Source organism: Kosakonia sp. ML.JS2a (assembly GCF_025642095.1).
Lineage (GTDB): Bacteria > Pseudomonadota > Gammaproteobacteria > Enterobacterales > Enterobacteriaceae.
The window spans coordinates 3,970,588-3,990,546 of sequence record NZ_CP106754.1 but is presented as its reverse complement, the minus strand read 5'-3'; the positions used below and the strand labels follow the sequence as shown (position 1 = coordinate 3,990,546).

The 19,959-nt window shown below is 54.2% G+C and carries 20 protein-coding genes and 1 other annotated feature; of the genes, 10 read left to right on the top strand and 10 right to left on the bottom strand.

What is annotated here, in order from left to right; translation table 11 throughout:
• Positions 1-11: 11 nt before the first annotated feature.
• A complete protein-coding gene (locus N7922_RS18905) occupies positions 12-1,037 on the bottom strand; it encodes an isopenicillin N synthase family dioxygenase (RefSeq protein ID WP_263097764.1) in 1,026 nt (341 codons plus the stop codon).
• 263 nt (positions 1,038-1,300) lie between these two features.
• On the opposite strand from N7922_RS18905, the gene N7922_RS18900 reads away from it, so the two are divergent.
• Both N7922_RS18900 and ykgO read left to right on the top strand, forming a co-directional pair.
• Positions 1,301-1,561 carry a type B 50S ribosomal protein L31 gene (locus N7922_RS18900; RefSeq protein WP_061497109.1) on the top strand — a complete coding sequence of 87 codons (261 nt, stop codon included), beginning with the start codon at positions 1,301-1,303 and terminating at the stop codon, positions 1,559-1,561.
• A 3-nt stretch (positions 1,562-1,564) separates the two neighbouring features.
• The gene (gene ykgO / locus N7922_RS18895) at positions 1,565-1,705 is read left to right on the top strand and encodes a type B 50S ribosomal protein L36 (protein ID WP_088236752.1); all 141 of its coding nucleotides are present in this window, start codon (positions 1,565-1,567) and stop codon (positions 1,703-1,705) included.
• Here ykgO and N7922_RS18890 read toward each other — a convergent pair.
• Positions 1,702-2,403, bottom strand: coding sequence for a GNAT family N-acetyltransferase (locus N7922_RS18890; protein ID WP_263097763.1), 702 nt, complete (start codon positions 2,401-2,403; stop codon positions 1,702-1,704). The two genes, ykgO and N7922_RS18890, sit on opposite strands and share 4 nt — an antisense overlap.
• Before the next feature lie 98 nt (positions 2,404-2,501).
• Between N7922_RS18890 and N7922_RS18885 the strand changes: the two genes are divergently transcribed.
• Positions 2,502-3,950, top strand: coding sequence for a PLP-dependent aminotransferase family protein (locus tag N7922_RS18885; protein WP_263097762.1), 1,449 nt, complete (start codon positions 2,502-2,504; stop codon positions 3,948-3,950).
• Here N7922_RS18885 and N7922_RS18880 read toward each other — a convergent pair.
• The 6 genes from N7922_RS18880 to acrA all read right to left on the bottom strand — a co-directional run bounded on the left by N7922_RS18880 (position 3,916) and on the right by acrA (position 10,632).
• Positions 3,916-4,395, bottom strand: a complete 480-nt coding sequence (locus tag N7922_RS18880; protein WP_263097761.1) for a YlaC family protein — start codon at positions 4,393-4,395, stop codon at positions 3,916-3,918. The two genes, N7922_RS18885 and N7922_RS18880, sit on opposite strands and share 35 nt — an antisense overlap.
• A 100-nt stretch (positions 4,396-4,495) precedes the next feature.
• Positions 4,496-5,062 carry a maltose O-acetyltransferase gene (gene maa / locus N7922_RS18875; protein ID WP_263097760.1) on the bottom strand — a complete coding sequence of 189 codons (567 nt, stop codon included), beginning with the start codon at positions 5,060-5,062 and terminating at the stop codon, positions 4,496-4,498.
• A gap of 74 nt (positions 5,063-5,136) precedes the next feature.
• Positions 5,137-5,355 (bottom strand): HHA domain-containing protein, encoded by a 219-nt coding sequence (locus N7922_RS18870; RefSeq protein ID WP_061497097.1) that lies wholly within the window; start codon positions 5,353-5,355, stop codon positions 5,137-5,139.
• A 23-nt stretch (positions 5,356-5,378) separates the two neighbouring features.
• Positions 5,379-5,753: an Hha toxicity modulator TomB gene (tomB, locus tag N7922_RS18865; protein WP_061497094.1), complete on the bottom strand. Its 375-nt coding sequence runs from the start codon at positions 5,751-5,753 to the stop codon at positions 5,379-5,381.
• Between the two features lie 513 nt (positions 5,754-6,266).
• Complete coding sequence (acrB, locus tag N7922_RS18860) at positions 6,267-9,416, bottom strand: multidrug efflux RND transporter permease subunit AcrB (RefSeq protein WP_263097759.1); 3,150 nt, start codon at positions 9,414-9,416, stop codon at positions 6,267-6,269.
• A gap of 22 nt (positions 9,417-9,438) precedes the next feature.
• Positions 9,439-10,632 (bottom strand): multidrug efflux RND transporter periplasmic adaptor subunit AcrA, encoded by a 1,194-nt coding sequence (gene acrA / locus N7922_RS18855; protein ID WP_263097758.1) that lies wholly within the window; start codon positions 10,630-10,632, stop codon positions 9,439-9,441.
• A gap of 142 nt (positions 10,633-10,774) precedes the next feature.
• Between acrA and acrR the strand changes: the two genes are divergently transcribed.
• Both acrR and mscK read left to right on the top strand, forming a co-directional pair.
• Entirely contained in the window at positions 10,775-11,428 is a 654-nt protein-coding gene (gene acrR / locus N7922_RS18850) for a multidrug efflux transporter transcriptional repressor AcrR (protein WP_263097757.1), read from the top strand.
• 126 nt (positions 11,429-11,554) lie between these two features.
• Positions 11,555-14,911, top strand: coding sequence for a mechanosensitive channel MscK (gene mscK, locus N7922_RS18845; RefSeq protein ID WP_263097756.1), 3,357 nt, complete (start codon positions 11,555-11,557; stop codon positions 14,909-14,911).
• 36 nt (positions 14,912-14,947) lie between these two features.
• On the opposite strand, the gene rsmS is transcribed toward mscK, so the two are convergent.
• Together rsmS and priC are read right to left on the bottom strand one after the other, a co-directional pair.
• Positions 14,948-15,094, bottom strand: a complete 147-nt coding sequence (gene rsmS / locus N7922_RS18840) for a pleiotropic regulatory protein RsmS (protein WP_071890056.1) — start codon at positions 15,092-15,094, stop codon at positions 14,948-14,950.
• Positions 15,095-15,107: 13 nt separating this feature from the next.
• A complete protein-coding gene (gene priC / locus N7922_RS18835) occupies positions 15,108-15,635 on the bottom strand; it encodes a primosomal replication protein N'' (RefSeq protein ID WP_263097755.1) in 528 nt (175 codons plus the stop codon).
• 67 nt (positions 15,636-15,702) lie between these two features.
• On the opposite strand from priC, the gene N7922_RS18830 reads away from it, so the two are divergent.
• The 5 genes from N7922_RS18830 (at position 15,703) to recR (ending at position 19,850) form a co-directional block, all read left to right on the top strand.
• Entirely contained in the window at positions 15,703-16,080 is a 378-nt protein-coding gene (locus tag N7922_RS18830; protein ID WP_263097754.1) for a DUF454 family protein, read from the top strand.
• A gap of 152 nt (positions 16,081-16,232) precedes the next feature.
• A complete protein-coding gene (apt, locus tag N7922_RS18825; protein ID WP_263097753.1) occupies positions 16,233-16,784 on the top strand; it encodes an adenine phosphoribosyltransferase in 552 nt (183 codons plus the stop codon).
• A 121-nt stretch (positions 16,785-16,905) separates the two neighbouring features.
• Positions 16,906-18,834: a DNA polymerase III subunit gamma/tau gene (gene dnaX, locus N7922_RS18820; protein ID WP_263097752.1), complete on the top strand. Its 1,929-nt coding sequence runs from the start codon at positions 16,906-16,908 to the stop codon at positions 18,832-18,834.
• Positions 18,167-18,231 (top strand) — a sequence feature (DnaX frameshifting element). (Overlaps the previous gene by 65 nt.)
• Positions 18,835-18,915: 81 nt before the next feature.
• Positions 18,916-19,245, top strand: coding sequence for a YbaB/EbfC family nucleoid-associated protein (locus tag N7922_RS18815; protein ID WP_023478246.1), 330 nt, complete (start codon positions 18,916-18,918; stop codon positions 19,243-19,245).
• Positions 19,245-19,850, top strand: coding sequence for a recombination mediator RecR (gene recR, locus N7922_RS18810; protein ID WP_263097751.1), 606 nt, complete (start codon positions 19,245-19,247; stop codon positions 19,848-19,850). The genes N7922_RS18815 and recR overlap by 1 nt, the downstream gene beginning before the upstream one ends.
• Positions 19,851-19,959: the final 109 nt, after the last annotated feature.

The following is a 19,959-nucleotide window of genomic DNA, read 5'->3' as shown; positions in this document are numbered from 1 at the left end:
TGTTGTTATGGTCAGACGATCAATTGTTCTGTGCGTTCGCGCAGCACATCGCGGTAATAACGTTCTGCAACATCCGGATGGGATCGCAGGCGTCCCTTCAGGTAATTCCACCCCACATCGCGCAACAGTGGATTGTGCGGATCGCTCTCCGGACCGGGGGCTTCCTGTGCCAGGACGGGTGGCAGGGTGTAAACCGGCACCACGGCGTCCAGTTGCGCGCCGAGGAAGAACGCAATGGAGAGCCGCTGCTGGTTGGCTGGCGGAGAAACGACCCGGTGCACAGTGGCGCGCAAGTAGCCATTGGTCGCCAGCTCCAGCAACTCGCCAATATTCACCACAAAGCTACCGGGCAGCGGCGCGGCATCAATCCAATGACCTGGCGCCACTTCGACCTGTAACCCTTTCTGTTGATCCTGCAACAGAAAGCTCAGGAAACCGGAGTCTTTATGCGCGCCCACACCTTGTGCGCTTTGTGTCTCTTGCTGGCCGGGATAGCGAATCAGCTTGATATGCTCATTGGGTTTGTCGCCATACAGTGCGTCAAACGCTGTCGCGGGCAGTTGCAGGGCTTCGGCAAAAGCGCGTAATAAACGGGTCGCCATCGTGGTCATGGCGCGTTGCCAGTTGAGCAGCGCCGGTTTTAATGTTGGCAGCGCTTGCGGCCACAGGTTCGGGCCTTGCAGGCGTCGCCAGCCGGGATCATCATCGCTAAGCAATAAGGCCGGGCGTTCTGCGCCAATATCGAATTGTTCGCGCCAGTCGGGTTGCCCACGGGTCAGTTCAGACGCGGCGCGGTTGTAGCCGCGAAAATGTGGCGAGTGGATCATCGCCACCTGCTGCTTTTGCTCGTCAGAGAGGGCGAAGAAACGTTGCGCTTCGCGCTGGACAGCGTGCTGGAGTGCGTCGTCGACGCCGTGATTAATCAGGTAGAAGAAGCCAATATCGCGCGCAGCGTGGCGCAGGTCGGTAAGAAAAGCGTCGCGTTCAGCGCCGTGATAGCGGGCAAGATCGAGGATCGGTAATGTTGTTGCGTTCATTGTGTTCTCCGAAGGCAATAGGTAACAGTTTTCTATGTGATTTCAGGGTTCGGGGACAACAACAGCGCATTTTTCATTCCTCGCATTGGGTGATGTTTACAGCTTGCCTGATGGCAACGCATTCAACCAATAACGTTCTTTTCTAATTTATGACCGGGCAGGATCATGTGCTTTTGCAAAAAACGCATAACGCGGATCGCTTGAAATGCGAAATTAAGTTGGGTAAACTTTTGTTATGTTATAACAAAACAAATGAGCCCATAATGAGACCTGATATCCATCCCCACTACCGGACGGTGGTGTTCCACGACACCAGCGCAAATGAATACTTCAAAGTCGGATCCACCATCAGGACGGATCGTGAGATTGAACTCGACGGGGTCACTTACCCGTATGTCACCATCGATGTGTCATCCGCTTCGCATCCGTATTACACCGGCAAACAGAAAGTGATTGCGAACGAAGGCAGCGCGGCACGTTTCCAGCAGCGTTATGGCCGTTTTTTCACGGATAAAAAGGAATAAACCATGCAGGTGCTGAACTCGTTGCGGAGCGCAAAACAACGCCACCCTGACTGCCAAATCGTCAAGCGCAAGGGGCGTTTATATGTGATTTGTAAATCCAATCCGCGTTTTAAAGCGGTGCAGGGCAAAAAGAAAAAACGTTAAGCGCGTAATGACGCCAGGGGGAAACGTTGCTTGCCGTCGGCGGTGAAGTTGTCGGCGGCAAGCCAGCGTTGCAAAGCCCGATCAACGTGTGGCCATTCACTGTCTATAATCGAAAACCAGTCGGTGTCGCGGTTGTGGCCTTTCGTGACCAGCGCCTGGCGAAAACGGCCTTCAAACTGAAAACCGAGTCTGAGCGCTGCCTGGCGTGACGGCTCATTCAGACTGTGACATTTCCACTCATAGCGGCGATACCCCAGGGTATCAAAGGCGTAGCGCATCAGTAGCCACTGCGCTTCGGTTGACGCGGGCGTGCGCGACAGCAGCGGAGAGAAATGCACGCTGCCCACTTCCATCACACCGTTTTTCTCATCAATACGCATCAGTGACAGGCTGCCCACCGGCGAGTCCGTTCGCTTATCGATAACGGCAAAATGCAGCGGATCGCGCAGTTCGCAGACGCTGGTCACCCACGCGCGGAACGAGGCTTCATCTTTATCCGCGTCACGCAACAGCCACGTCCAGCTGCGTTCATCTTCTGCCTGTTGATGCGCCTGAAACAGGGCACTGGCATGCCGGGTGGCAAGCGGTTCAAGGCGACAATAACGCCCCTCCAGCACAATGCGCTGTGGGAAAGGGCGGGGTTGCCAGTCGGGTAACGCGCTGCCGATGGGTTGTTGATAGTGATTTAACGGACTCATGGTGCCTCCTTTTCGCTGAACAGGCAGAGTAGCGCCGTGCTGGTTCCATAAAAAGAACCATAAGGATATAGTTTTATGGGGCCACGAAGAGACACGAAATGAATATTCCGGAAGAGGGGTTGTACGCGCTGCTGCATCAGGCTTTGACAGCCCGTGCAGGGGCAACGCGGCAGCGGGTGTTATATGTGGCATTGCGTGATGCGGTGCTTAGCGGTGCGCTGAAGGCGAATAGCCAGTTGCCGGGGTCGCGGGTATTGGCGCAGGCACTGGCGCTGTCGCGCAATACGGTGAATGCGGCGCTGGAGCAACTGGCGATAGAAGGGTACGTGCTGCGCGACCGGCAGGGAACGCGAATATTAACGCTGGCGAACGGGGATGCCAGGCCTGAGAGTCTGCCGCCAGTGGCGCTGGCCCGGCGTATGCAGGCGTTGCCCGGCGGTATGCAACGGCACTCACCGGCGTTGGCGCTGACGCCCGGCATTCCGGCGGTGAATTATTTTCCGCTGGCCGTATGGCGGCGCTTGATGGAGCGTGTATGGCGCGGCGAAGGCAGCACATTGCTGAACTATGGCGAGTCGGCGGGAGAGTTACGTTTACGTACCGCCATCGCCCGTCACCTCGCTATCTCTCGCGGCATCAATTGCGAAGCGGAACAGGTCGTCATTACCGAAGGGGCGCAGGAAGCATTAATGCTGTGCGTACGTTTACTGTGTGATGAGGGGGATCATGCCTGGGTGGAGGAGCCTGGCTATGGTGGAGCGAAAAGCGCGTTTTTGTCTGCCGGGTTACAGATTAGCGGCAGACCCATTGATGATGAAGGCATGGTGCTGAGTACCGATGCGACATCTCCGCGTATGATTTACACCTCGCCGTCGCACCAGTATCCCCTTGGCCAGGTGATGAGTGCGACGCGGCGTCTCGCGCTGCTGGATTATGCACAGCGAACGGGAGGCTGGATTGTAGAAGATGATTATGACAGTGAATTCCGTTACCCCGGCGATCCTATTCCGGCCATGCTTGGCATGCGCCCCCATCCGCCGGTGGTGTACATAGGAACCTTCAGTAAGACTCTGTTTCCGTCGCTGCGTATTGGGTTTATGGTGATGCCGCCCGCACTCGCACAGGTGGCCAGGCCGGCGATTAGCAGTTTATTACGGGGTGGTCACCGCGGCGAGCAGCTTACGCTGGCGCGCTTTATTGAGGATGGGCATTATGCTCGCCACCTGGCGGCCATGCGCCGTCTTTACCGCAAGCGGCAGGGGAATCTGCTGGCGGCGCTGCGTCAAGAGATGACGGCTCCACATCGCGTTTACGGCGGCGGCGGGGGAATGCATTTAACGTTGTCGATCCCGGGAATCGATGATGTGGCGGTGGTGCGTGAAGCGCGGAAAGCACAGCTTGCGCCGCACGCATTGAGCCGTTTCTGGTTGCAACCAGACGCTGCATCCAGCGGGCTGGTGTTGGGTTATGGCAATACGTCCGCCAGCCAGTTTACCGCGGCAGTGCGTACGCTTAACCGCCTGGTTGTACAACAGCAGGGCGGGTGAGGGTGAACACGTCGTAAAACGAGAGTTCGCCTTTGCGCTCCATCATCTGCCGTAACTGATATTTGTGCCCTGTTTCAACGTGAGGTGAATGCAGGATGGCATCAATCAGCGTTGCGGGCACAAAACGGGTGTTGTACCACTCGCCGTTATAACAGACGCGAAAATCGAGTACGTCGATATCGTCATAGTGATAACGGGGATAGACGTCGAAAAAGAAAAAGGCATTAAAGGCAATAAAGAGGACCACCAGCAGCCAGACGGAGCCGGACAGGGTTTCTGATTGCAACATAACCGCGAGCGTCGCCAGCCAGGCTACGTACATGCCAATAAACAGGCCCGGATGTTTGCGGATAAAACTGATGCTGAAGCGTGGACGGTTATCCCGTTTCTCGCGCTGGTTGATCTCTTCAATCGTTTCGGTGAGCAGCCGTTGTATCTCTGTCATTTTTGGCCTTTACTGATACGGTTTTGCAAGTGGACACACTATTTTAAGTTGCCACTTTGTGTGAAAAAAGTAACAGTTTTGCCCCAAAAAACGATAACAGTTACTGAACCGGGGAGGCCAGCATTTTAATAATGCAGGCAGGATTGCCACCGACGACCGCATTTGCGGGAACGTCTTTCACCACCACCGCCCCCGATGCAATCACCGCGTTATCTCCGATCGTTACACCGGGATTGATCACGGCCCGGCCGCCAATCCACACATTGTGCCCTATGCTGACAGGCTTGCCGTATTCAATACCGCTAATGCGTTCAGCCGCATCGAGCGGATGTGTTGCCGTGTAGATATGTACACCAGGCGCCAGCATGCAATTATCGCCAATATGGATAGGGCAAACATCAAGCATGACGCAGTCAAAATTGGCGTAGAATTCTTTGCCGAGGAAAATATTGTAACCATAATCGCAGCGGAAACTGGGTTCAATATAAGCGCCATCGCTTTGACCGAGGAGTTCCGTCAGTATGGCTTTGCGTTCGGCTTTTTCTTCAGGTGCTGAATGGTTATAACGATGAAGCAGCTGGCGGGCGCGGAGTCGGTCTGCGCGCAGCGTTTCATCTGCGGGCTGATACGGCAAGCCTGCCACCATTTTCTGTTTTTCTTCATTCATCGGGATCGGATACACCTGTCAATGAGGCTGAACGCTGTGTTACAGAAAAAAACGTAAATAAACAGGACAGAGAATTAGCGTACAAATTTCCACACGGAGGAGGGGATTTTGTCATAAAGCTTATTCATAGTCAGCTCTGCCAGTCGGTGATCGGCTGCAGAATAAAACACCGCAAGTTCATCGTCTGAAAGTTCGTATTTATTTTTTTCAATTACGCGTTCTAATGTATCAATAGTCTGACAACGCCGTAACCGCATCAAATAATCAATTTTTGTTAATGGTTTTTCGGACATACTTTCACCTTAGTGTTGAAATATTAACAAGAGTGACTAACAGGATTAGCCTTGCTCACATTGACGAAGCAGCGGAACAGTTTGTTGCCTGTTTTACGCCACTTCTGTAAGTCTTGTGTATTTATGCCATAGCTGCTGAACAACATAAACGTATCATCAAGGTATTCGTCTATCTGTGCAATCAGCTTATTATCTTCATTATACTTAATTTTATAATTGAGCGCGAAGGTTGCGATGTGCTCGATCAGCTCGTTTAACTGCAGGTTGATTGCTGAAGTAGGATCGTTAACCCAACCATGATGGCTCTCTTCGAGATTAGCGAGGCAATCATGGTACAAAGTTTCGCAGAGAAATTTGAGCTGTGCGATATCATGCCTTTTCGGCGAGTATTCGTCCATAACGCATCCCCTTCTGAGTGGTAATTTTTTTACTAACCGAACACTGTATCGGGATGGGTACTTCTGCTCTGACCAGAGACTAATGCTGCGCTGTTGATTGATTATAACTATAAGACAGTCCTAATCGAATTTCATTGCGCTATTACGAAAAATTACAATTATTGTCTTTTTCTGCCGACGAGGGGCGAAATAATTGCGCGATTTGAGGGCGAATTTTGTTGTGTTTATGAGCGTTATTGCCCGAGGTTCCTTACTATTCATTAAGTTAGCGAAAACGGGGTTATTCCGCTGTCGCGAATAATTCAGCCAGGATTATTCTTACTTAAACAGAATGCAGGTGATAATTAAGAATAATACCTAAGAGATAAGATGTACCTCAAATACACAGTAATTATATGCCTTATATCTTTCGCATGAAATAAACAAACTGACAATAAGTTCTTTCCTGGTGTGAGCGTTGAAATGAAAAAGGCCGCTACGCGCGGCCTTTTCTAATATAGATACCGGGAGGTATCAGTGTTGCTCAACCTTATGGCTGTGTTCAATGTCTTCGCTGCGGCGGCTAAAGCGGCGACGTACCACCACAAAGAACACCGGAACGAAGAAGATAGCCAGTACGGTTGCAGTGATCATCCCGCCCATTACGCCGGTACCCACGGCGTTCTGCGCACCGGAGCCAGCACCGGAGCTGATAACCAACGGCAGTACCCCTAGGATAAACGCCAGTGACGTCATCAGAATCGGGCGCAGACGCATACGCACGGCTTCCAGTGTTGCTTCAATCAGCCCTTTGCCTTCTTTATCCATCAGATCTTTGGCGAATTCGACGATAAGTATCGCGTTCTTCGCCGACAAGCCAATGGTTGTCAGCAGGCCAACCTGGAAGTACACGTCATTGGTGAGACCGCGGAACGTTGCGGCGAGCAGTGCACCCACAACCCCCAACGGAACCACCAGCATCACTGAGAACGGAATCGACCAGCTCTCATACAATGCCGCCAGACACAGGAACACCACAATCAGCGAAATAGCATACAGCGCAGGCGCCTGGTTACCGGAGAGACGTTCCTGATAGGACATCCCCGTCCAGTCATAACCAATACCGGTCGGCAGTTTGCTGGCCAGTTGCTCCATCATCGCCATTGCTTCACCGGTACTCTTACCTGGTGCTGCCTGTCCAAGAAGTTCCATGGATGGCAGACCATTGTAACGCTCCAGACGCGGTGAACCGTATTCCCAGTGCGTGCTGGAGAAGGCCGAGAAGGGAACCATCTGCCCATCGCTTGCACGGACATACCAGTTGCCGATATCGCTTGGCAACATACGGAATTTCGCCTGCGACATGACGTACACTTTCTTCACGCGACCGCGGTCGATAAAGTCGTTAACGTAACTGCCGCCCCAGGCTGCACCCAGCGTTGTGTTGATATCGCTGATGGAGACGCCCAGCGCCGTGGCTTTTTCCTGATCGATGTCGATCTTGAACTGCGGCGTATCTTCCAGACCGTTAGGGCGTACGCCCACCAGCAAGTCAGGATGCTGCGCAATTTCACCGAACAGTTGGTTACGGGCTTGCATCAGCTTATCGTGACCCAGGTTCGCCTGGTCGATCAGCTGGAAGTCAAAGCCTGTCGCCGTACCCAGTTCCACAATCGCTGGCAGGTTAAAGGCGAACACCATCGCATCTTTAATTTGCGCGAAGTGCCCACTTGCACGACCTGCAATCGCCGGAACTTTGTTCTGCTCACCAGGACGTTCATCCCAGTTTTTCAGCGAAACGAACGCCAGACCGGTGTTCTGCCCACGACCAGAGAAGCCAAAGCCGTTAACGGTAAATACGGAGTTAACGTTGTCTTTCTCATTTTCCAGATAATATTTCGTTACCTCATCCAGCACCTTCTGCGTACGCTCTTGCGTTGCGCCCGCAGGCAACTGGGCCATGGTCAGAAATACGCCCTGGTCTTCGTCAGGCAGGAACGAGCTGGGCAGACGAACGAACAGAATCGCCATTCCCGCAACGATGAGAATATACAGCAGCAAATAACGACCGGTGCTGCGCAGGATGTTGCCCACGCTGTCGGTGTAGTGATGCGTGCTCTTCTCAAACATGCGGTTGAACCAGCCGAAGAAGCCTTTCTTGCCTTCACCGTGGTCGCCTTTGGCAACCGGCTTCAGCATCGTGGCGCACAGCGCCGGCGTCAGGATCAAGGCGACCAGAACAGACAGCACCATCGCGGAAACGATCGTAATGGAGAACTGGCGATAGATTGCCCCGGTCGAACCGCCAAAGAAGGCCATCGGGATAAATACCGCCGACAGGACCAGTGCGATACCAACCAGCGCACCCTGAATCTGCCCCATGGAACGGCGCGTCGCCTCTTTTGGCGGCAGGCCTTCTTCCATCATCACACGCTCGACGTTTTCCACCACCACGATGGCATCGTCCACCAACAGACCTATCGCCAGCACCATACCGAACATGGTGAGAGTGTTGATGGAGTAGCCAAAGGCGGCGAGTATCGCGAACGTCCCGAGCAGCACCACCGGCACCGCGATCGTCGGGATCAGCGTTGCACGGAAGTTTTGCAAGAACAGGTACATGACGAGGAACACCAGTACGATCGCTTCAACCAGCGTTTTCACCACTTCGTTAATCGAGATTTTAACGAACGGGGTGGTGTCGTACGGGTAAACCACTTTCAGACCATGCGGGAAGAACGGTTCCAGTTTGGCAATCGTGGCGCGCACCGCTTCTGCGGTATCCAGCGCGTTAGCGCCGGTCGCCAGTTTGATCCCCAGACCGGCCGCTGGCTGGCCATTGTAGCGAGCGACAACGTCATAGCTTTCGCCGCCGAGCTCAATTTTCGCCACGTCGCGCAGGCGAACCTGCGAGCCATCGGTGTTCACTTTCAGCAGGATCTTGCCGAACTCTTCCGTTGAGGTCAGACGGGTCTGTGCGATGATGGAGGCGTTCAACTGCTGCCCTTTCACCGGCGGTGTACCGCCTAACTGACCGGCTGCCACCTGGGCGTTCTGCGCAGTAATCGCGGAGATCACGTCAACTGGCGTCAGTTGGAAGTTGTTGAGTTTGTTCGGATCCATCCAGATACGCATTGCATACTGTGCACCGAACAGCTGAACGTCACCCACACCCGAGGTACGGCTGACCGGATCTTTAATGGTTGCACCGACGTAGTCCGCGATATCTTCCTGCGTCATGGAACCGTCGGTACTGATCATACCGAGAACCATCAGGAAACTACTGGATGATTTCTCAACACTCACGCCTTGTTGCTGTACTTCCTGCGGCAGCAACGGCATGGCCAGTTGCAGTTTGTTCTGCACCTGAACCTGCGCGATGTCCGCATTGGTACCGGAATCAAACGTGATGGTGATCTGTACCGTACCAGAGGAATCACTGGTGGAAGACATATAGAGCAGGTTATCGATACCATTCATGTTCTGTTCGATAACCTGCGTCACGGTATCCTGCACCGTTTTCGCATCAGCACCCGGGTAGGACGCGGTGATCTGAATCGCAGGCGGCGCAATCGTTGGATATTGCGCTACCGGCAATTTGAGGATCGACAACGCCCCCGCCAGCATGATGATAATCGCGATAACCCATGCAAAAATGGGGCGATCGATAAAAAACTTAGCCATGTCTTAACGGCTCCTGTTTAAGTTAAGACTTCGGTTTCTCTGACTGGCCGCCGGCCTGGGCTTGCTGTTTATTGTCAGATGTCACTTCCTGGGTTTTAACCTGCACGCCCGGTTTGACTTTTTGTAAGCCAGCGATAATCACGCGATCGCCTGTTTTAAGACCATCGGTAACCAGCCATTTATCGCCAATCGCCTGACTTGCGACGATGTTACGCACTTCAACTTTGTCGCCTTCGCCAACCACCATCGCCGTCGCATCGCCGCGCGGAGTACGGGCTACGCCCTGCTGCGGTACCAGCAACGCATTAGGGTTAGTGCCTTCTTCCAGTTTGGCGCGAACGAACATGCCAGGCAGCAACGTGTGATCCGGGTTCGGGAAAATCGCACGCAGCGTGATTGAACCGGTGGTCTGGTCAACCGTCACGCCGGAAAATTCAAGCGTACCGCTTTGTGAATATTGAACACCGTCGTTGGTCACCAGCTCCACTTTCGCTTTGCCGTTTTCCTGAGTCAGCGTACCGTTCGCCATCTCTTGTTTCAGGCGCAGGAAATCATTGCTGGATTGGGTCACGTCTACGTAGATTGGATCAAGCTGCTGCACGGTGGTCAGTGCTGTGGTTTGCCCGCTCTGCACCAGCGCGCCTTCCGTTACCGTTGAGGTTCCGGTGCGCCCGCTGATTGGCGATGTGACTTTTGTATACGCCAGGTTGATACGTGCGGTTTCAACGGCAGCTTTCGCCGCGACAACCGATGCATCCGCCTGTTGCGCATCCGCCAGCGCAGTATCGTAATCCTGTTGACTGATGTACTTCGTGCCTAACAGTTTTTTATAACGATTGACCGTCATCTGAGCGATGTTGGCCGCCGCCTGTGCTTTGGCCAGATCGCCTTTCGCACTTTCGTAAGCAGCCTGATAGGTTGCGGGATCAATCTGATAGAGCGAGACACCTGCTGCAACGTCACTGCCTTCAGTAAAGTTGCGTTTTAAAATGATGCCACTGACCTGAGGACGCACTTCTGCAATGCGATATGCAGTGGTTCGGCCCGGTAATTCCGTGGTGATTTGCAGAGGTTCTGATTTCAGCGTGACGATGCCAACTTCCGGCATCTGGCCCGCTCCCTGCTGCGCAGGTTTATCATCACATCCTGTAAGCGCTAAGCTGCCCGAAAGCATCAGAACGGCCGCCAGAGGCGTAAACCCTCTGTTTTTGTTCATATGTAAACCTCGAGTGTCCGATTTCAAATTGATCAATGGATCAAATGCCCAAAAACCCATTGCTGCGTTTATATTATCGTCATGCTATGGTACAAACATTCACAAATGTATGTAAATCTGACTCCTGTAAATTCACTAACATATGGCACGAAAAACCAAACAACAGGCGCTGGAGACGCGACAGCATATTCTTGATGTCGCCATGCGGCTCTTTTCCCGGCAGGGTGTTTCTTCTACTTCGCTGGCGGAAATTGCGCAGGCGGCGGGTGTGACTCGCGGCGCGATTTATTGGCACTTCAAAAACAAGTCGGAATTGTTCAGTGAAATTTGGGAGCTGTCAGAGTCCAGTATTGGCGATCTTGAGATTGAGTATCGGGCAAAATTCCCCGACGATCCACTCTCTGTTTTAAGAGAAATATTGGTTTATATCCTTGAAGCGACAGTTGTTGAAGAGCGACGTCGTTTAATGATGGAGATCATTTTCCACAAATGTGAGTTTGTTGGCGAAATGGCGATTGTTCAGGAAGCGCAGCGTAATTTGAGCCTTGAAAGTTATGATCGCATCGAGCATACGCTGAGAGAATGTATTCAGGCAAAATTGTTGCCGGCCAACTTACTGACCCGGCGGGTGGCTGTGCTGATGCGCGCGTACATATCCGGGATAATGGAAAACTGGCTCTTTGCACCGCAATCCTTTGATTTAAAAAAAGAAGCGCGAGACTACGTGGCCATCCTGCTGGAGATGTGCCAGCTCTGCCCGACGCTGCGCAGCGATCGCGAGACGCTAAACGCGTAAACGCTCAGCCGCCAGGATTTTTCCTGGAGGCTTCTCACGGTTCTAGGTTGTTGTATGACGGCGTGATATTCTTCGCGCGTGGTCATCCCGACCACCTTTCCCGTACAGAAACCGATCACGCAAATTATGTCGCACAACAATCGCACGCGTAATACGTTTGCAGCTTTTGCTGCCGCGTTGTTTCTTGTCATCGCAAGCCTGCTGGGCAATGTTGCCTGGGCGGAGACAAGTAACGACTTACCTTCCCGCACCGATGTGCAAAATCAGCTCAACGCACTGAATAAGCAAAAAGATCACTCGGCGCAGGACAAGCGGGTCATTCAGGATCTGACCGAGACGCTGGATGCCCTCGATAAAATTGACCGGGTGAAGCAAGAAACTGCATTGCTGAAGCAGAAAGTCGCACAGGCGCCGGACAAAATGCGTCAGGCGACGGATGCGCTGAACGCGCTGGGCGATAAAGACAATGACGACGAAACGCGTAAGACGCTGGCGACGCTCTCTTTGCGCCAGCTTGAATCCCGCATGTCGCAATTGCTTGAAGATTTGCAAACCGCACAGAACGATCTATCCACCTATAACAGTCAACTGGTGTCGCTGCAGACGCAGCCGGAACGCGTGCAAAACGCCATGTACACCGCGTCGCAGCAGTTGCAGCAAATCCGCAACCGCTTGAACGGCACGTCGGCAGGCGAGGGGGCATTGCGACCCACGCAACAGGCGCTGTTGCAGGTGCAGCAGGCGTTATTGAATGCGCAAATTGAACAACTGCGTAAAAGCCTCGAAGGCAACACCACACTGCAGGATACGCTGCAAAAACAGCGCGACTATGTTACCGCGAACGGTAACCGTCTTGAGCATCAGTTGCAGTTGCTGCAAGAAGCGGTAAATAACAAACGTCTGACGCTGACGGAAAAAACCGCGCAACAAGCAGTAACGCCGGATGAAACCGCGCGTATTCAAGAGAATCCATTGGTGAAGCAAGAACTGGAGATCAACCATCAGTTGAGCCAGAAGCTGATCACTGCAACAGAGAACGGCAACTCGCTGGTCCAGCAAAATATCAAAGTGAAAAACTGGCTGGATCGCGCGCTGCAGTCTGAACGCAATATCAAAGAGCAAATTGCGGTGCTGAAGGGCAGCCTGCTGCTGTCACGCATTTTGTATCAGCAACAGCAGACGCTGCCGTCGGCGGACGAGCTGAAAGATATGACTAACCGCATTGCGGATCTGCGTATTGAGCAGTTCGATGTCAACCAACAGCGTGATGCCCTGTTCCAGAGCGATGCCTTTGTCGCCAAACTGGAGGAAGGCCATCAGAGCGACGTCAACGATGAAGTGCACGATGCGCTCCTGCAAGTGGTGGATATGCGCCGCGAGCTGCTGGATCAACTGAACAAGCAGCTCGGCAATCAACTGATGATGGCCATTAACCTGCAGGTTAACCAGCAACAGTTGATGAGCGTTTCCAACAGCTTGCAGGATATCCTGACCCAGCAGATCTTCTGGGTAAACAGCAATAAACCCATGGACTGGGACTGGTTTAAAGCCTTCCCGCAGGCGCTGCACGATCAGATTAAATCCGCGAAGATCACCGTTAACTGGGAGAAAGCCTGGCCTGCGGTGGCGATTGCCTTCCTGGCCGGTTTACCGTTGTTGTTGGTTGCCGGTCTTATTCGCTGGCGTTTGAACTGGCTAAAAGGATACCAGGCGAAGCTGGCGGATCAGGTTGGGCAGTTACGCAATGACAGCCAGCTCCATACCCCGAAAGCGATTCTGATCGATCTGATCCGCGCGATGCCGGTCTGTTTGTTGATTCTGGCGATCGGGCTGATCCTGCTTACCATGCAGCTTAATATCAGCGAGCTGTTGTGGGCTTTCAGTAAAAAACTGGCGCTGTTCTGGCTGGTGTTTGGCCTGTGCTGGAAAGTACTGGAAAAGAATGGCGTTGCTGTCAGCCACTTCAATATGCCTGAGCAGCTTACCAGCCACTGGCGTCGGCAGATTGTGCGCATCAGCCTGGCGCTGTTGCCGCTGCATTTCTGGTCGGTGGTGTCGGAGCTCTCTCCGCTGCATCTGATGGATGACGTTGCCGGGCAGTTTGTCATCCTGCTTAACCTGCTGCTGATCACCGCACTGGTCTGGCCGATGTTCCGCGAAAGCTGGCGCGACAAAGAGTCCCACAGCATACGCCTGGTGACGGTGACCGTGCTGGCGATTGTACCCATAGCGTTAATGGTGCTGACCGCAACGGGCTACTTTTACACCACGCTGCGTCTTGCCGGTCGCTGGATCGAAACGGTCTATCTGGTGATTATCTGGAACCTGCTCTACCAGACGGTATTGCGTGGTCTGAGCGTTGCTGCCCGTCGTATTGCTTATCGCCGTGCGCTGGCGCGTCGCCAGAACATGGTGAAAGAGGGGGCGGAAGGCGCTGAGCCGCAGGAAGAACCGACCATCGCGCTGGAGCAGGTGAACCAGCAGACATTGCGTATCACCATGCTGGTGATGGTTGCGCTGTTTGGCGTGGTGTTCTGGGCCATCTGGTCTGATTTGATCTCGGTGTTTGCGTATCTCGACAGCATTACCTTGTGGCACTACAACGGTACGGAAGCGGGCGCGGCAGTCATGAAGAGTGTCACGCTGGGCAGCCTGCTGTTTGCGGTGATCGTCTTTATCGTGGCCTGGGCGCTGATCCGCAACTTACCGGGTTTGCTGGAGGTGTTGATCCTCTCGCGGCTGAATATGCGACAGGGTTCGTCGTATGCGGTGACCACCATCCTCAATTACGCCATTATCGCGGTCGGCGCCGTCACGGTGTTCGGCTCGTTAGGGGTATCGTGGGACAAACTGCAATGGCTGGCGGCGGCGTTATCCGTAGGCCTGGGCTTCGGCTTACAGGAAATCTTCGGTAACTTTGTTTCCGGCCTGATTATTCTGTTCGAACGCCCGGTGCGCATTGGCGATACGGTGACTATTGGCACCTTCTCCGGGACCGTCAGTAAAATTCGTATTCGCGCCACCACTATCACCGACTTTGATCGTAAAGAGGTGATTATCCCGAACAAAGCCTTCGTTACGGAGCGTCTGATCAACTGGTCGCTGTCCGATACCATTACCCGTGTGGTGGTTCGCATCGGTGTCGCGTACGGCTCCGATCTGGATAAAGTGAAAAAAGTCCTGCTGAAGGCGGCGATGGATCACCCGAAAGTGATGCACGATCCGGAGCCGTCGGTGTTCTTTACCACTTTCGGCCCGAGCACGCTGGATCATGAACTGCGTTTGTATGTTCGTGAACTGCGCGATCGCAGCTACACGGTGGATGAGCTCAACCGTACCATCGACCGACTGTGCCGCGAGAACAACATTGATATCGCCTTTAATCAGCTTGAAGTACACCTGCGTAATGTAAAAGGTGATGAGCTGACTGAAGTGAAACGCGATCTGAAAGGGGATGAACCGACGCCAGGACACCAGGCGTAATTTTCTCCTCAACCCTCTCCCGTCTCGGGAGAGGGTCTAACAGGATTCCAGCTTTTTCTCAAAATCCCGCTTCACAATCTCCAGCGCTTTTAACACCAGTTCTGGCGCCATCTCATGCTGTTCAAGCAACATAATCAAATCGACGGCCAGTTTGACTTCATCAGGGGCATTTTCCAGTGACATGCTTACTCCTTGATTAACGGGTTAACTGCGCCAGTACACGCTCAATTTTATCCAGAGCGCTGCGGCAGCGGGCGAGCCTTGCGGCTAACGCGGCCACTTCTTTATGCAACTGTTGCTGCTCGACAAAGGTTGTCGCCTGGCTCAACCGCTGCTCGCGCTGCTGCTGCATTTCCAATAACCGACGTTCATAGTCCTGATGCTGTAAGCGCTTACGCTGCCAGCGTGCCACCGCGGGAGAAGCATGATCCCATTCACGCAGCGACCAGACGGCGATCTCGCGGGTTAAGGCGGCGATTTGCGCAGTCAGATGTTCCGCCAGCCAGACGACCAGGGCAAGGCTGTTGCTGTCAACGGCATGGCACAATGCCAGCAGATTGTCTGCAATTTCATCCACATAAGCCTGCATTTGCGTACTGCGGGTACGGAAAAGATGCCGATCGAAGCGTGGACTTATGGTCGCATGCTGCGCCAGCGGCGCGGCCTGCTGGCGCAGCACTGCCAGCTGCTGTTCCAGCGTCTGTAAAAGCGCGGCGCTTTTCATTGATCTTCCCCTGTAAATAGCCCTTCCTGTGCTACATTAGCCGTTCATCTTGATAACGATTCGCATTATGCAACGTACTATTTTAATCATCATTGGCTGGTTGGCGGTAGCGCTTGGTACGCTTGGCGTGGTGCTGCCCCTGTTGCCGACGACGCCGTTTATCCTGTTGGCGGCGTGGTGTTTCGCGCGTTCGTCGCCGCGTTTTCACCACTGGCTGCTCTACCGCTCCTGGTTCGGCGGCTATTTGCGCCACTGGCAGCAATACCGCGCAATGCCGCCCGGCGCAAAGCCGCGCGCTGTCGCTATTATTCTGCTGACGTTTGCCGTTTCATTATACTTGGTGAAGATGATGTGGGTGCGCATTCTGTTGCTGGTTATCCTGGCCTGCTTGCTTATTTTTATGTGGCGTATCCCGGTGATTGATACAAAGCAACAAAAACCGTAAAGCGCAGCGAAGGCAGTTGCAATTGTCGCGCTCAGCCAGTAAATTCGAGCGTTTTCGAGCACGGGTGCGGCTGGTTAAATGTTAATCAGTGGTTACATGAAACCTTAAAAGCGCGTACCGTGAGTAACACCGTTTCTATCAGGCAAATATCCATGACAGCGACTGCGCAGCAGCTTGAATTTCTTAAAGACAGCATCAAAAGCATTCAGGATTACCCGAAGCCGGGCATCCTGTTCCGTGATGTCACCAGTTTGCTGGAAGACCCGAAAGCGTATGCTCTCAGCATTGAATTGCTGGTTGAGCGTTATAAAAATGCCGGGATCACCAAAGTAGTAGGGACCGAAGCCCGTGGTTTTCTGTTTGGCGCACCGGTTGCGCTGGGACTGGGCGTCGGTTTCGTACCGGTGCGTAAACCGCGTAAACTGCCGCGCGAAACCATCGCCGAAAGCTATGAACTTGAGTACGGTACTGACCAGTTAGAGATCCATGTAGACGCTATTCAGGCCGGCGATAAAGTGCTGGTGGTGGACGATCTGCTGGCGACAGGCGGCACCATTGAAGCCACCGTGAAACTGATCCGTCGTTTGGGCGGTGAAGTGACCGATGCGGCGTTTATTATCAATTTGTTCGACCTTGGCGGCGAGCAGCGTCTGGAAAAACAAGGCGTTACCTCCTACAGCCTGGTGCCGTTCCCGGGGCATTGATTCTTCTGCCCGCGCATTCATCCTTCGGGCTTGTGCCTGAGGGATGAAGTGTATTAACAGCATATGCTGTGTTAGCATTATCCCTTCGTAAATCCACCTTCCAGCGTTTCAGAGCCTGCCAATGAGTTATCAGGTCTTAGCCCGAAAATGGCGACCACAAACTTTTGCTGACGTCGTCGGTCAGGAGCATGTGCTGACGGCACTGGCGAACGGCCTATCTTCAGGGCGCATACATCATGCGTACCTGTTTTCCGGTACCCGGGGCGTCGGGAAAACCTCTATTGCCCGCTTGTTGGCGAAGGGGCTGAACTGCGAAACCGGCGTCACCGCAACGCCTTGCGGCGTGTGCGATAACTGCCGGGAAATCGAACAAGGGCGCTTTGTTGATTTAATTGAAATCGACGCCGCGTCACGCACCAAAGTTGAAGATACGCGCGACCTGCTGGATAACGTGCAGTACGCACCGGCGCGCGGTCGTTTCAAAGTCTATCTGATTGACGAAGTGCACATGCTCTCGCGCCACAGCTTTAACGCGCTGTTGAAGACGCTTGAAGAGCCTCCTGAGCACGTCAAATTCCTGCTGGCGACGACCGATCCGCAAAAGCTGCCGGTCACCATTCTCTCCCGCTGCCTGCAGTTCCACCTTAAGGCGCTGGATGTCGATCAGATCCGCAGCCAGCTTGAACATATTCTTGATGAAGAGAAGATTGAGCATGAGTTACGCGCGTTGCAACTGCTGGCGCGTGCCGCAGACGGCAGCCTGCGTGATGCGCTCAGCCTGACCGATCAAGCGATCGCCAGCGGTGACGGTAAACTCTCTGCGGCGGTGGTCAGCACCATGCTGGGCACGCTGAACGATGATCAGGCGTTGTCGCTGATTGAAGCGGTGGTCGCCGCCAATGGCGAACGCGTGATGGCGCTGGTGAATGAGGCGGCCTCCCGCGGTGTCGAATGGGAAGCGCTGCTGCTGGAAATGCAAACGCTGATGCACCGAATCGCGATGGTTCAGTTGACGCCTTCGGCGCTGGGCAGCGACATGGCGCCCGTTGAACATCGCGTGCGTGAGCTGGCCCGCACGGTGCCACCAACGGATGTACAGCTCTATTACCAGACGTTATTGATTGGCCGCAAAGAGCTGCCTTATGCGCCGGATCGCCGGATGGGCGTCGAGATGACGCTGTTGCGCGCGTTGGCGTTCCATCCGCGCACGCCGTTGCCAGCGCCTGAAGCTGTGCAACACGCTTTCGCTCCGGTTGCCCCCACTGCGGTGATGACGCCGCAGCAGGTCGCGCCTGTAGCGCCTCCGACCCCGCCGCAAAATGATGCGCCGATGCCGGATGCCACCAGCCAGGTGCTGGCGGCGCGCAGGCAGTTGCAGCGAGCGCAGGGAGCCGACAAAGCAAAAAAGAGTGAACCGGCAGCCGCTTCCCGCGCGCGGCCGGTGAATAACGCCGCGCTGGAACGACTGGCGTCGGTAACCGAGCGCGCGCAGTCACGCCCGGCGCCGTCGGCGCTCGAACAGACGCCTGCGAAAAAAGAGGCCTATCGCTGGAAGGCCACGACCGTCGTTGAAGAGGTCAAAGAAGTCGTTGCCACACCGAAGGCGCTGAAAAAAGCGCTGGAGCATGAAAAAACGCCGGAGCTGGCGAAGAAGCTGGCGGAAGAAGCCATTGAGCGAGATGCCTGGGCCCGCGAGGTCAGCCAGCTTAAACTGCCAAAACTGGTCGAGCAGGTGGCGCTTAATGCCTGGAGAGAACAAGACGGCGAGCGTCTGTGTTTGCATCTGCGCAGTTCACAGCGTCACCTTAATTCGCAAGGCGCGCAGAAGGCGCTCAGCGATGCGCTGAGCGAATTACGCGGTTCGGCGATTGAACTGACTATCATTGAAGATGATAATCCGGCGGTGCGTACACCGCTGGAATGGCGTCAGGCGATTTATGAGGAGAAACTTGCGCAGGCGCGTGAGTCGATTATTGCGGATAACAATATCCAGACGCTGCAGCGCTTTTTCGATGCGGATCTGGATGAAGAGAGTATTCGTCCCCTTTGACGGGCAGCTCCGGCGACCCGTTTTCAACCCTGAATGTGACTTATCACTCTGGTTAGTCACCACAGCTAAAGAGAGAAGCCTATGTTTGGAAAAGGCGGTCTGGGTAACCTGATGAAACAGGCCCAGCAGATGCAAGAAAAAATGCAGAAAGTGCAGGAAGAGATCGCGCAGCTGGAAGTGACTGGCGAATCCGGCGCGGGTCTGGTGAAAGTGACCATCAATGGTGCGCATAACTGCCGCCGCGTGGAGATCGATCCGAGCCTGCTCGAAGACGACAAAGAGATGCTGGAAGATCTCGTTGCCGCTGCATTCAACGATGCTGCTCGCCGTATTGAAGAAACGCAGAAAGAGAAGATGGCTTCTGTCTCTTCCGGTATGTCTCTGCCGCCAGGCTTTAAGATGCCGTTCTGATGCAGACCAGTCCGCTGTTAACGCAGCTTATGGAAGCGTTGCGCTGCCTGCCGGGCGTTGGCCCGAAGTCGGCGCAGCGTATGGCATTTACGCTGCTGCAGCGGGATCGCAGCGGCGGTATGCGTCTGGCGCAGGCGCTCACCCGGGCAATGTCGGAAATCGGTCATTGCGCTGATTGCCGTACCTTTACCGAGCAGGATGTCTGCAACATTTGCAGTAATCCCCGCCGCCAGGAAAACGGTCAAATCTGCGTGGTGGAAAGCCCGGCGGATATCTACGCCATTGAGCAGACCGGGCAGTTTTCCGGTCGCTACTTTGTGCTGATGGGGCATCTGTCGCCGCTGGACGGCATCGGGCCTGATGACATCGGGCTCGACAGACTCGAACAGCGCCTGGCATCGGAAAAGATCCAGGAAGTGATCCTCGCCACCAACCCAACGGTGGAAGGGGAGGCAACCGCCAACTATATTGCGGAGCTGTGCGCGCAATATGAGGTCGAAGCCAGCCGCATCGCTCATGGCGTGCCGGTAGGCGGTGAGCTAGAGATGGTCGATGGCACCACGCTGTCGCACTCGCTGGCCGGTCGCCACAAGATTCGTTTTTAACCAAACGGAGGCAGAAATTTTTGCCTCCGCTTGAAAAGCGTTACGCCTGTCCCCACTTCTCCCTCAACGCATTTTTTTACCTTGTAAATGGCATTGTTGAGGTTTTCCC

What these genes read in the sequence shown, in the direction of transcription:
- acrR (WP_263097757.1), top strand. Translation starts at nt 10,775, where the DNA reads ATGGCACGAAAAACCAAACAACAGGCGCTGGAGACGCGACAGCATATT.
- mscK (WP_263097756.1), top strand. Translation starts at nt 11,555, where the DNA reads ATGTCGCACAACAATCGCACGCGTAATACGTTTGCAGCTTTTGCTGCC.
- N7922_RS18890 (WP_263097763.1), bottom strand. Translation starts at nt 2,403, where the DNA reads ATGAGTCCGTTAAATCACTATCAACAACCCATCGGCAGCGCGTTACCC.
- apt (WP_263097753.1), top strand. Translation starts at nt 16,233, where the DNA reads ATGACAGCGACTGCGCAGCAGCTTGAATTTCTTAAAGACAGCATCAAA.
- acrA (WP_263097758.1), bottom strand. Translation starts at nt 10,632, where the DNA reads ATGAACAAAAACAGAGGGTTTACGCCTCTGGCGGCCGTTCTGATGCTT.
- N7922_RS18830 (WP_263097754.1), top strand. Translation starts at nt 15,703, where the DNA reads ATGCAACGTACTATTTTAATCATCATTGGCTGGTTGGCGGTAGCGCTT.
- N7922_RS18900 (WP_061497109.1), top strand. Translation starts at nt 1,301, where the DNA reads ATGAGACCTGATATCCATCCCCACTACCGGACGGTGGTGTTCCACGAC.
- recR (WP_263097751.1), top strand. Translation starts at nt 19,245, where the DNA reads ATGCAGACCAGTCCGCTGTTAACGCAGCTTATGGAAGCGTTGCGCTGC.
- acrB (WP_263097759.1), bottom strand. Translation starts at nt 9,416, where the DNA reads ATGGCTAAGTTTTTTATCGATCGCCCCATTTTTGCATGGGTTATCGCG.
- maa (WP_263097760.1), bottom strand. Translation starts at nt 5,062, where the DNA reads ATGAATGAAGAAAAACAGAAAATGGTGGCAGGCTTGCCGTATCAGCCC.
- N7922_RS18870 (WP_061497097.1), bottom strand. Translation starts at nt 5,355, where the DNA reads ATGTCCGAAAAACCATTAACAAAAATTGATTATTTGATGCGGTTACGG.
- tomB (WP_061497094.1), bottom strand. Translation starts at nt 5,753, where the DNA reads ATGGACGAATACTCGCCGAAAAGGCATGATATCGCACAGCTCAAATTT.
- N7922_RS18885 (WP_263097762.1), top strand. Translation starts at nt 2,502, where the DNA reads ATGAATATTCCGGAAGAGGGGTTGTACGCGCTGCTGCATCAGGCTTTG.
- rsmS (WP_071890056.1), bottom strand. Translation starts at nt 15,094, where the DNA reads ATGTCACTGGAAAATGCCCCTGATGAAGTCAAACTGGCCGTCGATTTG.
- priC (WP_263097755.1), bottom strand. Translation starts at nt 15,635, where the DNA reads ATGAAAAGCGCCGCGCTTTTACAGACGCTGGAACAGCAGCTGGCAGTG.
- N7922_RS18905 (WP_263097764.1), bottom strand. Translation starts at nt 1,037, where the DNA reads ATGAACGCAACAACATTACCGATCCTCGATCTTGCCCGCTATCACGGC.
- N7922_RS18880 (WP_263097761.1), bottom strand. Translation starts at nt 4,395, where the DNA reads ATGACAGAGATACAACGGCTGCTCACCGAAACGATTGAAGAGATCAAC.
- dnaX (WP_263097752.1), top strand. Translation starts at nt 16,906, where the DNA reads ATGAGTTATCAGGTCTTAGCCCGAAAATGGCGACCACAAACTTTTGCT.
- N7922_RS18815 (WP_023478246.1), top strand. Translation starts at nt 18,916, where the DNA reads ATGTTTGGAAAAGGCGGTCTGGGTAACCTGATGAAACAGGCCCAGCAG.
- ykgO (WP_088236752.1), top strand. Translation starts at nt 1,565, where the DNA reads ATGCAGGTGCTGAACTCGTTGCGGAGCGCAAAACAACGCCACCCTGAC.